The organism is Paenibacillus sp. FSL R7-0179, from assembly GCF_038002265.1.
Lineage (GTDB): Bacteria > Bacillota > Bacilli > Paenibacillales > Paenibacillaceae > Paenibacillus_AQ.
This window is the reverse complement of record NZ_JBBOCC010000002.1, coordinates 1678046-1689273: the sequence shown is the minus strand read 5'-3', so window position 1 is coordinate 1689273 and position 11228 is coordinate 1678046. Positions and strand designations below refer to the sequence as shown.

Sequence of the window (11228 nt, the reverse complement as noted above, 5' to 3'; positions counted from 1 at the left end):
CTCACCCCTTCATTCCCGGCTGGAACTGCAGATAGGTTTTTTTCAGCTCATTGGCTACACGCGTCAGGGAGTAAAGGCTCTTTGCTTTATCCCAAGCCGAGCGCGACAGCTCATAGCGGTAACCGGGGTCCGTGATTACTTTTTCCAGAGCATCTGCCAGTCCCAGCTCATCATCCGGATTCACCAGCAGCCCGTTCACCCCGTCCTCAATCTGCTCGGGAATGCCGCCCACATTGGTCCCGACCAGCGCCAGACAGCTCAGCGCAGCCTCGGCAAATACCGAACCGAACGCCTCCGCCCGCGAAGGCAATACGAAGATATCGAAGAACGGCATGAATTCCTCAGGATGCAGCGTATAGCCGTAAAAAATAGTCTCATTATATATGCCCAGCTCCTGCGCAAGCTTCTCCAGCTCCGCCCGGCTCGGTCCGTCCCCGATAATATGCAGCACATATTCATGCCCCCGCTTCTTCAGCTCGGCACAGGCCTTGAACAGAATATCTATGCCTTTGGCCGGCACCAGACGGGTAACCGTGACCAGCTGCGGAATGTCATTCTCATGCGGGACAGGCTTGAACCGCTTCTCGTCGAATCCGTTCGGGATCACTCCGATGCTGTCCGGCCGCTCAATATAAGGAGTCATATAATCGGCAAAAGCACGCGAAACCGTCATCAGCCTGTCACTCACATGCTCCAGCTCACGGTAAATGGCGACCAGGAACTGATGCTCAATTCCCCCCTCGCGGATCAATCCGTTCAGAATCAATTCACGCTCATAGCTGGAGTGCAGCGTCTGAATCAAGGGCACATCAGGATAAATTCTCTTCATCGCCAGCCCCGCAATCGGATGATGGGCATGGATCAGATCGTAATTTTTGCTCATGCGCAGCTTGGTCCACCAGATGTAATCCCGGTAGGTCTGAATGTATTTTTGCACAACCGGACTATCAAAGTACACGGTCCAATCGAAGGTTTCAAAGACAATGTCTTCACGTCCCTTGCCCCGGATACGCTTCGGCAGCCAGAACAAATCCATCTCCCAGCGGCTAGAGCGGAAGCGTTCCTGCAGATAAGGGATCATAGAAGATACACCACCGGGCTGCTCCGGCGGGAAGAATAGCGCTTGCAGCAAGTTCATATTGGTACATCTCCCTTTACAATTGCCCTATTTACGGTGAAGGCCGGCAATTATGATATAGTTGTGTATATGTACAATAATAAATACGGGTACAGCTACAGGTATAGGTACGCTAAGGTTCCATATCCTAATTTTATCGGTATCCACCCGAAACAGCAACTAAGATGACAGCTTTACTTATCTTGGATTTTGAACTAGAGGAGAATGAAAGATGAATGAAGAACGGCTGCCTGCCGCGTACACCGCTAACATTAGAGAGATGCTAGGGGATACGGCGGACGCTTTTCTGGAGAGCTATCTTGCTAAGCGGACCCAGGGTCTGCGGTTCAATACGTTAAAAAGCAGTGCACCTTCCGGCCGCGCCGCAGCGGAGCAGGCAATCGCACAATTCGGCCTGTCACAGGTAGCATGGTGCCCAACAGGCTTCTACTATGAGGACCCGGTCCGGCCGGGAAGACATCCGTATCATACCGCCGGACTATATTATATTCAGGAGCCCTCCGCAATGTCCGCAGCCGAGCTGCTGAAGCCGCTCCCCGGTGAGCTCGTTCTCGACCTGGCGGCCGCTCCCGGCGGCAAAACCACTCATATCGCCTCGCTGATGCAGAGGCAAGGGCTGCTCATCTCCAATGAAATCCACCCGGAGCGGGCCAAAATCCTGGCCGAAAACGTCGAGCGTCTCGGCATAAGCAACACGCTGGTTACTTCCGCAGCTCCCGGTGATCTCTCCAAAAGATTCCCTGGGGTGTTCGACCGCATTATGCTGGACGCGCCTTGCTCCGGCGAAGGAATGTTCCGCAAAGACCCTGCGGCAATAGACGAATGGTCCCCGAAGCATGTGGAGATCTGTGTAGCCAGACAGTGGGATATTCTGCAGGATGCGTATCTGATGCTGAAGCCTGGCGGTCATATGGTCTATTCCACCTGTACCTTCAACCGTCAGGAGAATGAGGAGACGATGGAGCGCTTCGTGCAGACCTATCCCGATATGACGCTAATCGTTACGAAGCGGCTGTGGCCGCATCTGGAGCGGGGCGAAGGGCATTTCGCGGCTCTGCTCCACAAGGCTGCTTCCGCTGATCAGACAGAATCTGCTTCACTTAAAAGGAAAAGTAAACGCGGTGAACGCGGCAGTAACGGTCAGAAGGCAAATGCTACGCTTAGGGAGGCCTATCAGCAGTTTATGAGCTGGGCGGCAGAAGAGCTGCCCGGATTCACCGGACACGGCGTGCCGCTTCTCTTCGGCGAATCCCTCTATCTGTTGCCTGAGGCATTCAGTGAGCGGCTGCACACCGGAATACTGAACGGGCTCAAGGTGCCGCGTGCCGGACTGCATATTGCCCATCTCAAAAAGAACCGGATCGAGCCTGCCCACGCTCTGGCCATGGCACTCCGGCCGGATCAGGCGGCGCGCAGCTATGATATGCCTGCGGATGGCCCGGAAATCCAGGCCTGGCTGCACGGGGAGAGCCTGCCGGTTCCTTCAAGCCTGCATGGCTGGACACTGGTAACCGTAGACGGCTTGCCCGTGGGCTGGGGCAAAGCCAGCTCCGGCCAGCTCAAGAATCATTTGCCCAAGGGTCTGCGGATTCAAAAAGCCCATCTTGACGAGGTTTAGGCAGTTGACCAGTTCATTAAGCCTCCCTACGCATATGATGTCATTATCCCATGGAGATCCGCCGGACTTAAGCGCCGGCAAATGGGAACAGACATGAATCAAGGGAGGAATCAGACATGGGTGCAGGTGTAGGCTTCACTTCGACCGGTGCGATTTTGGTACTCTTCATATTGCTCGTAATCATTTCCCGTTCGTTGTTCGTCTAATTCCGCTATAAGCAGCATAGCACACGGACCTCAAGCAGCCTGCTCCCTTAACGGGGGCAGGCTGCTTTTTCATTACTATACGTGTTGTACTTTCCCGCTTACAAACAATACTTCACCAGCGCATCGCGCACGCCGTTGTCATTATTGGTGCCGGTGATCACATCTGCGGCTGCTTTGACCTCCACCGGAGAGTTAGCCATTGCCACACCCAGACCGGCATACGTCAGCATGGAAATATCATTATAATAGTTGCCGATCGACAGCACCTGCTCTTGCGGGATGCCAAGCTCGGCAGCCAGGTGCTTCAGGGCATTTCCTTTGGAGGATTCGGGGTGCATAAGATCAACGAAGAACTCTCCGCTGCGCAGAATATTGTACTGCTCTCCCCACGTAGCCCACTCCCGCTGCGCTTCATCCAGAATATCGGACTGCGTGAACACAGTGAATTTCACAATCGGTTCGCGGAAATCTTCCCAGGCGGGAAGAGATGCAGGCATAATGCGGAAATGCTCATACATAAAGTGGGCTTCTTTGGTCAGGTTCTCCACATTGTCCACATACATCTCAAACGCAGTGTTCACATCAAAATGGATATCACGCTCGCGGCAATAGGCGATATACGGGTCCAGCCCTCTGGCGTCCAGCCCGTACTGGTGCAGCACCTTACGGTCCTTGACACTCACCGTAGCCGCCCCGTTATGGCCCAGCACATACCCCGACAAGCCCATCTCCTCCATAAAAGGAATCGAATTCTGCGGACTGCGTCCTGTGCAGAGGACAATCTGCCCGCCCTGACGCGTAACCTCTGCAATCGCCGCTTTGTTCTCTTCACTGAGCTGATGCTCATCATTCAGCAGTGTTCCGTCTACATCCAGTGCAATCAGTTTGTATTTCATACCCCATCATCCTATCTCTGTATAGTCTACCTCTATTCCCCAGCCCCGCCGCCGCGCAGCAGCTCCAGCTCGCGGGCCGTGAGCTCCCGGCAGGCTCCCTCGGACAGCGTCTCGTCCAGCTTCAGCTCGCCCATTGACACCCGTTTCAGAAACACTACCTTCTTCCCGACAGCCACGAACATCCGCTTCACCTGATGGAATTTGCCTTCCGTAATGGTGAGTGAGATATACGACAGCACGCGGCTGCCCCGTTCTCTGCTCAGAATGCTAAGCTGCGCGGGCAGGGTCACATAACCATCCTCAAGCGTAACTCCCTCGGCAAAAGCAGCCACATCCGCTGCATCGACCTCCCCTTCTACGGTGGCCTCGTAAGTTTTGGGGACATGCTTGCGCGGGGACAGCAGCTCATGTGCCAGCTTGCCGTCATTCGTGAGCAGCAGCAGACCCACAGTATCCTTATCCAGCCTCCCGACCGGGAACGGCTCGAACAGCGCATGCTCCTGCTTAAGCAGATCCAGAACCGTGCGGTCCCGTTTATCCTCAGTGGCGGATAATACACCCGGCGGTTTATTCATCATCAGATAGATGAATTCCCGGTATAGGACCGGCTCCCCGCCTACCTCTATGCGGTCCTGCTGCGGGTCTACATGGAACCCGCTGTCTTTGACGACTGCACCATTTACTGTGATCAGACCCTGCTTGGCCTGCTTGCGGATATCGCTGCGCGAGCCGATCCCCATATGGGACAGCACCTTGTCAATCCGCTGCTTCTTATTCGCAGTTCCTCCTGCAGCCATACTCTAAGTCCACCTCCACCCAGCGGGATATTCGTTCTTCAGCAGTCCGTCCTGCCATTTGCCCCAGCCTGCGCTGAAGCCGTCGATGCAGACGAGGGTATAGCCTTTGTATGCATGTCCTTCCTTAATGGACAAGCGCTCTGCGGGGATCGACAAGGTCTCCCCCTTCAGGTAGGACACCGCTTCCCCGCCGGCGCTGGATAACGATACTGAGCGGCTGCACTCCTCAGGACGAAGTGCTGTAGCGAGCGGATGACCGGGAATGAATCTGCCGCTCTTGATCTGCCCCACATACCAGCCCGGCCGAACCGTCTTCAGACCGTCCAGCGCTTCTCGCGGCAACGGGGAGAGATATAGATGATCGCCGAACCATATGGCATGTCCGGGCGGCTGTGTCCCCAGCAGCTCTTGAATGAAGTCCGCATAGACCGCGAACGCTATCGCTTCCCCGCCAGTTCGCTGTGACTGCGGACCTGGACCCGTTCCGGCTCTACCAGAGCCAGAGCCGGAGCCGTGTCCAGATCCGCGTCCTCCCTTGCCGCCCCGGCCGTAATTCTCCTTACCGGGAACTGCCTTACTGTGAAAGTCTGTTTTGCCAGCCTTGCTCCGGGGCGCGGCGGGCAGAGTTCTCTCTCTCCGATCATTTCCTGCTTTTACGTTCTCTAAAGTGTCTGTCACCGTAGCCCCATTCACTGCTGCACCGGTCTCAGATGTCTCTCTCTCCGCTCCGTCACTTCCATCATGGCGTAATACCGCCATGAAATGCCCTTCCCCCTTGACCTTATGCGGCCACAGCCGCGCCGCACCCGGCAATCGGCCGAGTCCGGCAGCGAACGGACCGGTTCCGCCTACGGGAACCAGCGAGAACTGCGGATGCCCGGACAGGAACCCGGCAATCATCTCCTCGTTCTCCTCCGGAGCGAACGTGCAGGTGGAGTACACCATGGTACCGCCGGGCTTCAGCGCTGAAGCTGCAGCCCGCAGAATCTCCCGCTGCATCTCCGCATATTTGTCCGGGGTTCCCGGCTCCCACTGTCTGACCATATCCTCGTCCTTGCGGAACATGCCTTCACCCGAACACGGCGCGTCGATCAGAATCCGGTCGAAGAACCCCGGGAAGGCCGCCGCAATCCGCTCCGGGCGCTCATTCAGGACAATGCCGTTACGCACGCCGTACAGCTCCAGATTCTTGGCGAGCGCCTTCGTCCGTTCAGGATGCAGGTCATTCGAGACCAGCAGGCCTTCGCCCTGCAGCTTGGCAGCAATCTGGGTAGACTTGCCGCCCGGGGCTGCGCACAGATCGAGCACCCGGTCCCCCGGCTGAACGTCCAGCAGTTCAACCGGGGCCATGGCACTCGGCTCCTGAATATAGTACAGCCCCGCATGATAATAGGGGTGCTTTCCGGGTCTGGCTCCCTCTCCGGTATAGAAGCCCGAAGGACACCAGGGAATCGGCTCCAGTGTGAAGGGGGAACGCTCCCGCAGCCCGTCCACCGCTATTTTCAGTGTATTGGCACGGATTCCCCCGTAGGGTGACTGCTGATAGGTATCTATAAATTGCTCATATTCCGGTCCCAGCAGCTCTTTCATACGCTGCGCGAAAGCTCCGGGCAGTTGTGCCGTCATGATGCCTTCCTCCCGCTCAAATAATCAGGAACACCCCTGCGGGTGCTCCTGTTGTACCTTACTATGGTCAAGCGCCATCCGGGCTGTGCCTGGGTCTGTCCGGCCGCTGCGGCCCGCGCCGCTGGGGCAGCACAGGCGGAGTAGACTCAGCCGCCAGCCTGACCTCTTCCTCCAGCACGGGGTCTACGATGCGTATTGTGAGATCATAATATTCAAAGGGCTGGTCACCGTAAGCTTCCAGGAGGGCAACATACTCCCCAGCTTCCCGGACCAGCTTCGCCAGATCAACACCCAGCGTCACTGCCGGATATCTGCCCAGTACTTCATGGGACTGTTTCAGCAGAATCAGGCTGCCGCGCACATTGGCATTACGGAAATGGTACAGCCCTACTGCCACCTGCAGCAGAGCTTTGTATAATGGATCACGCTGCTTTTCCAGCCATAATTCCTCTAGCACCTCATGACATTCGAAATAATCCCTGTCCCGGTTGAAGTAGATGAGGTAGGCCAGATACAGCGGCTCATAAGCCATCCGGCTCGCTGCCCTTCTTGGCCTTCGAGAGCAGCTCGCGCACATGGTCCAGCAGTTCCTTCATTGCATCCATATCCTGAGCCTGCCAGATCGCATTGAACCGTTCCTGGCTCTCAATCGCTTCATTCACAAGATGATAGAAATACAGCTGATGAATCGCCTTCAGCAGTTGGGTCGTCATGTTCGAGTTCTCCTCGAAGGTCTTCTGGGCCTCCAGAATCTCTTCCCGGATACTCGACATCTCGCTGTCCAGAATGGATGCCGCTTCTGCTGCCGTCTTCAGGCGCACCCGCATTTCATCGGGCAGGCTCTCCCGGTATTTATAATTCAGCGAATGCTCAATGGTTGCCCAGAAGTTCATCGCCAGTGTACGGATTTGAATTTCAGCCAGTACAATCTTTTGACCCAGCGCAGTCTGTACCGGATACCGGATGATCATATGGAAGCTGCGGTAGCCGCTCTCCTTATAATTGGTAATGTAGTCCTTCTCATATAGCACTTCAAGGTCCTTGCGGGCACGGATGTATTCCGCCACTCTGCGGATATCCTCCACGAATTGGCACATAATGCGAATGCCGGCGATATCCTCAATACCCGTTTCCAGATCCTCCATTTTGACATTTAACCGTTTGGCCTTCTCAAGTATGCTAGACAGCCGCTTCACACGGCCGGTAACGAATTCAATCGGAGTGTATTCTTCCCTTTTCTTGAGTTCAGAGCGCATCGTCTTGAATTTAACCTTCAATTCCTCCACCGTTTGTTCATAAGGAAGCAGAAAAGTTCCCCAGTCCCTGACGTCCATCGCCTTGTCCTCCTGTCCATTCATCCTTCAGTGATGATCAGCGCCTACCGCATCAAGGAGCCTCTGATAGCCATCCCGCCGCAGCAGCTGCCGTAGTCCGGCATGCACTCTGCGGTTAACCTCCGGCCCTTCATAGATGAGTGCTGTATAAATTTCGACCAGACTGGCGCCTGCCCGTATTTTATCGTAAGCATCCTGGGCTGTAAAAATCCCGCCCGACCCGATAATCGGCAGCTTGCCGCCAGTCTGGGTATAGATTCTGCGGATAATCTCTGTAGAACGTTCACGCAGCGGCTGGCCGCTCAGCCCGCCTGTCTCACTGGCTTTGTCGCTCTGCAGCCCTTCACGGGAGAGTGTCGTATTGGTGGCAATGATGCCGTCCATTCCGGCTTCCGTGATGGTATGTACCATATATTCCAGCTCAGCGTCACTGACATCGGGAGCAATCTTGACCAGAAGCCCTTTTGTGAAGCCAGTCTTCGCCCGCTGCAGCTCCATTTCTTCCTTAACCTCGCTAAGCAGGTTCGAGAGCTCGCTGCCATGCTGAAGACTCCGGAGATCCGGGGTATTCGGCGAGCTGATATTGACCACAAAAAAATCACCGTACGGATACAGCGTACGGATACACTTGCGGTAATCCTCATGCGCCAATTCATTCGGGGTGGCCTTGTTGCGTCCGATATTGACCGCCACCGGAATTCTGCGCTTCTTCAGCTTCTTGAGACGTTCAGCCATAGCCTCCGCGCCTTCATTATTGAAGCCCATCCGGTTAATAAGCGCTTTGTCGGGCAGCAGCCGGAACAGCCGGGGGCTGTCATTGCCGGGCTGGCCTACCGGAGTTACCGTGCCTACCTCCATGAATCCGAAGCCGATCGAAGAGAAACCTCCTACCGCTTCCGCATTCTTATCCAGTCCTGCCGCTAAGCCCACTGGGGTTGGGAAATGTACCCCGAACAGATCCATTGCAAGATCAGCAGTCTCAGGAACCCCGTACATTAGCCGCATGGCTGCGCTCCCGCCGGGAACCAGATCTGCTTTATTCAGTCCGCCGATGACGAGATGATGCGCCGTCTCCGGGTCCATTTTAAAGAAAATAGGTTTACCAAAATGTCGATACAGCACCGTTCTCGCTCCTTCAAGGGAACCACAATTGACATAACGACTCCCGTATCTATAGGTTTCTTCTTAATTTTATCCGTTTCCGGGGGAAAAGAAAAGTTTTTTGCCGCAGCGATTGTCCCCGCCCTGCCGCACTTCCCCCACACCGCCGCTACTTCTCACACAGATTCCCCGGAATTTCGCTTTTGGATCTGCTTGCCATGGCAGCCTCACTCCTGCTTCTGTGTTCTTCACGCTCCAGCATGAAACCTTCCTTATGATACTCCAGCCGGTATTCGCTGTATAGACTAAGGCTTAGGTGATCTAGTCCCTGCCGCAAGAGATTGCAGCTAGACTTGTCTTTTCATCCAGACTAGAATAGAAGAGCGGGCACAAGTTTCATGCACCGCCGCCAAGCCTCACATGTAAGGGTTATCACAGACTAAGAGAGAAAGAAGGGTGACCTAATGTCAACCAAACGTAAGCCTCCTACACTCCAGCAGAAAAAAGAAGAAGTGAACCGCAAAGCCATTCTGTGGATCAGCGCCAGCCTCGTACTGCTGATTGCGCTTATCGCCGTTTTATTTGTCTTTCTCGGGAATTAGTTCAGCCAATGGTACACTTTATGGGGGTTGGTCTGATTACGGGGCGAATCCGAAGGGAAACGTTCCTCCGGTACGACCAGCTCCTCAGGCAGAACCCCTTGACTGATCTGAACCTTCGTGCCCATCGGCACCATCGCGAACAGCTCCTCCACATCCTTCCGGTTCATCCGGATACACCCCAGCGACTCATCCTTGCCGATGCTACCCGGCTCATTCGTCCCGTGAATTGCATAATTACTGTCCGAGAGCTGCATGCCGCGGCTGCCGAATTCCCCGTTATCGCGCCCGTTCGGGTTCACGACCTTATCCTTAATGAAGAACTCTCCTTCAGGTGTCTTATCTCCGCCGAGCCCCACAGGATAATTCCGCACAATCACATTGCCGCTGGTGACCGCCAGACGGTAGCTTTGCTTATCTACAATAATAGTAAGGTGTTCTTTGAAAAAGAGCTTCTCCCCCGGCCCCGCCGCCGGACGTCCTCCGCCTGTCTGCTCTTGTCCCGGAGTACCTGCCTCTTGGCCGGACAGCTGCGGAGATGCAGAGAGCAGCGGCGCCTCTCCCCGTGCGGCACTGCGCAGCGGTGCGAAGGCTTCCTTCATCAGAGGGGTGATGCCGCCCAGCACGTTCGCCGGGAACGGCCTCACTAATTCCTGTACCGCTTCGGGATAAGCCCCTTTGCTGTTCTTGTACGCATGCAGCGCACTCCATAGCACAGCGAGCTCCTCCTGCTGCTTCTGCCAGACCAGCCCCTGCTGTTTAAGCTCCGCCAGACCCGGCGGCTGGCAAGCGCACGCTGCCTGATTATAAGACTGATAGACTATGCGCCCTTCTCCGCTCTTGGCAAGGGTAGCCTCCAGCGGCAGCCCTTTCTTCCACAGTAGCCATTTGCCCGAGCGCTTCATACCGAGCAGTGCGGTGGCGGAAGGCGTCTTCGCCGACTTCAGGATGGCTGCCAGGCCCCCTCCCCCCGCAGCAGCATCCGACGCTACCGCCATGAAATCCAGACTTACCGGTTCTTGCGGACTTACCTGCGGCTCTTCGGCGGTCTCCGGCAGCACGGCTGAGATATTCGCGGCCGGAGCAGCTCTGCCCGCACTGCCTTGCTGAATTCCCGGTGCAACGGCAGCCGGAATAAGCAGTAACAACAGCAGCATTAGAGTCAGGAGAACCCTGCGCTTCCTGAGCCTCGCAGTCTGCCGTTCCCGGGCCGATTCCAGCAGCCCTTCCTCGTACTGCTGCAGCATTTCCGCCGGCACCTTGCTGCGTTCAAAAGCTTCATATACTTCCCCGGCCTGATTAAAGCAGTAATTCGCCTTTCCATACTGGCCATTCTTATAGTATTCCTTACCAAGCAAGTACCATGCCATCTTATTGTCCGGATGCATCTGTACATAGGCTTTTAGATGCTGAGCATTCTTCATGTTGGCCTCCACTATTGGTGGTATGGTTATGTATGCGTATGTATCTTCTATTTTATATCGGCAGGAAATGCAAAAAAAGACACCCCAAGCCGCATTTATCGCGGACCGGAGATGTCTTTATGTAGAAGGCAGAAGCTTAGCCTTCTTTGTTGAAAGGTGCATCTGCAATCTTAATGGAATCTGTAGGGCATCCGTCAGCTGAATCCTGCAGGTCATCGAACAAGTCGTCCGGAATCACTACATTACCGTGGTTGCCGTCGTTCTCATAGATCACTTCTGCCAAACCTTCATCATCGTAATCAAAAATATCAGGGGCCGTCGCGCCACAAGCACCACAAGCGATGCATGTGTCCTTTTCGACCCAAGTGTACTTAGCCATTTTTTCTCTGCCTCCCGCTTAACTATACAGCCTGCAGTCGCAGCCTGTTATTTTTCTCATATTAATATAAATAGGATACAATTTCAATGAATTTTCAATGTGTTGACATT

The 11228-nt window shown here is 55.0% G+C and carries 12 protein-coding genes; 3 read left to right on the top strand and 9 right to left on the bottom strand.

Features of this window, described 5'->3' with window-relative positions; translation table 11 throughout:
* Position 1: 1 nt before the first annotated feature.
* The gene (locus MKX63_RS23765; protein WP_341020521.1) at positions 2–1138 is read right to left on the bottom strand and encodes a glycosyltransferase family 4 protein; all 1137 of its coding nucleotides are present in this window, start codon (positions 1136–1138) and stop codon (positions 2–4) included.
* A 211-nt stretch (positions 1139–1349) separates the two neighbouring features.
* Between MKX63_RS23765 and MKX63_RS23760 the strand changes: the two genes are divergently transcribed.
* Positions 1350–2756 (top strand): RsmB/NOP family class I SAM-dependent RNA methyltransferase, encoded by a 1407-nt coding sequence (locus MKX63_RS23760; protein ID WP_341020520.1) that lies wholly within the window; start codon positions 1350–1352, stop codon positions 2754–2756.
* A 116-nt stretch (positions 2757–2872) separates the two neighbouring features.
* The gene (locus MKX63_RS23755; protein ID WP_143803672.1) at positions 2873–2962 is read left to right on the top strand and encodes a sporulation protein YjcZ; all 90 of its coding nucleotides are present in this window, start codon (positions 2873–2875) and stop codon (positions 2960–2962) included.
* A 98-nt stretch (positions 2963–3060) separates the two neighbouring features.
* Here the strand turns inward: MKX63_RS23755 and MKX63_RS23750 are convergent, their stop codons facing one another.
* From MKX63_RS23750 to MKX63_RS23725, 6 genes are all read right to left on the bottom strand, one after another.
* Complete coding sequence (locus MKX63_RS23750) at positions 3061–3858, bottom strand: Cof-type HAD-IIB family hydrolase (protein ID WP_341020518.1); 798 nt, start codon at positions 3856–3858, stop codon at positions 3061–3063.
* Positions 3859–3890: 32 nt separating this feature from the next.
* On the bottom strand, positions 3891–4655 hold the full coding sequence (locus MKX63_RS23745) for a pseudouridine synthase (protein WP_341020516.1): 765 nt from the start codon (positions 4653–4655) through the stop codon (positions 3891–3893).
* A 3-nt stretch (positions 4656–4658) separates the two neighbouring features.
* The gene (locus MKX63_RS23740; RefSeq protein ID WP_341020515.1) at positions 4659–6281 is read right to left on the bottom strand and encodes an RsmB/NOP family class I SAM-dependent RNA methyltransferase; all 1623 of its coding nucleotides are present in this window, start codon (positions 6279–6281) and stop codon (positions 4659–4661) included.
* 67 nt (positions 6282–6348) lie between these two features.
* The gene (locus MKX63_RS23735; RefSeq protein WP_341020514.1) at positions 6349–6813 is read right to left on the bottom strand and encodes a DUF309 domain-containing protein; all 465 of its coding nucleotides are present in this window, start codon (positions 6811–6813) and stop codon (positions 6349–6351) included.
* Positions 6803–7615, bottom strand: coding sequence for a GTP pyrophosphokinase (locus MKX63_RS23730; protein WP_341020513.1), 813 nt, complete (start codon positions 7613–7615; stop codon positions 6803–6805). The genes MKX63_RS23735 and MKX63_RS23730 overlap by 11 nt, the downstream gene beginning before the upstream one ends.
* A 27-nt stretch (positions 7616–7642) precedes the next feature.
* The gene (locus MKX63_RS23725) at positions 7643–8737 is read right to left on the bottom strand and encodes a quinone-dependent dihydroorotate dehydrogenase (protein WP_341020512.1); all 1095 of its coding nucleotides are present in this window, start codon (positions 8735–8737) and stop codon (positions 7643–7645) included.
* Between the two features lie 443 nt (positions 8738–9180).
* Between MKX63_RS23725 and MKX63_RS23720 the strand changes: the two genes are divergently transcribed.
* A complete protein-coding gene (locus MKX63_RS23720) occupies positions 9181–9318 on the top strand; it encodes a hypothetical protein (RefSeq protein WP_341020511.1) in 138 nt (45 codons plus the stop codon).
* Here MKX63_RS23720 and MKX63_RS23715 read toward each other — a convergent pair.
* On the bottom strand, positions 9315–10739 hold the full coding sequence (locus MKX63_RS23715; protein ID WP_341020510.1) for a L,D-transpeptidase family protein: 1425 nt from the start codon (positions 10737–10739) through the stop codon (positions 9315–9317). The two genes, MKX63_RS23720 and MKX63_RS23715, sit on opposite strands and share 4 nt — an antisense overlap.
* A 136-nt stretch (positions 10740–10875) precedes the next feature.
* Positions 10876–11118, bottom strand: coding sequence for a ferredoxin (locus tag MKX63_RS23710; protein ID WP_036702186.1), 243 nt, complete (start codon positions 11116–11118; stop codon positions 10876–10878).
* Between the last annotated feature and the right edge of the window lie 110 nt (positions 11119–11228).

Coding starts and splice junctions, on each gene's coding strand:
- MKX63_RS23755 (WP_143803672.1), top strand. CDS start 2,873: ATGGGTGCAGGTGTAGGCTTCACTTCGACCGGTGCGATTTTGGTACTC.
- MKX63_RS23730 (WP_341020513.1), bottom strand. CDS start 7,615: ATGGACGTCAGGGACTGGGGAACTTTTCTGCTTCCTTATGAACAAACG.
- MKX63_RS23750 (WP_341020518.1), bottom strand. CDS start 3,858: ATGAAATACAAACTGATTGCACTGGATGTAGACGGAACACTGCTGAAT.
- MKX63_RS23740 (WP_341020515.1), bottom strand. CDS start 6,281: ATGACGGCACAACTGCCCGGAGCTTTCGCGCAGCGTATGAAAGAGCTG.
- MKX63_RS23745 (WP_341020516.1), bottom strand. CDS start 4,655: ATGGCTGCAGGAGGAACTGCGAATAAGAAGCAGCGGATTGACAAGGTG.
- MKX63_RS23760 (WP_341020520.1), top strand. CDS start 1,350: ATGAATGAAGAACGGCTGCCTGCCGCGTACACCGCTAACATTAGAGAG.
- MKX63_RS23715 (WP_341020510.1), bottom strand. CDS start 10,739: ATGAAGAATGCTCAGCATCTAAAAGCCTATGTACAGATGCATCCGGAC.
- MKX63_RS23735 (WP_341020514.1), bottom strand. CDS start 6,813: ATGGCTTATGAGCCGCTGTATCTGGCCTACCTCATCTACTTCAACCGG.
- MKX63_RS23720 (WP_341020511.1), top strand. CDS start 9,181: ATGTCAACCAAACGTAAGCCTCCTACACTCCAGCAGAAAAAAGAAGAA.
- MKX63_RS23710 (WP_036702186.1), bottom strand. CDS start 11,118: ATGGCTAAGTACACTTGGGTCGAAAAGGACACATGCATCGCTTGTGGT.
- MKX63_RS23765 (WP_341020521.1), bottom strand. CDS start 1,138: ATGAACTTGCTGCAAGCGCTATTCTTCCCGCCGGAGCAGCCCGGTGGT.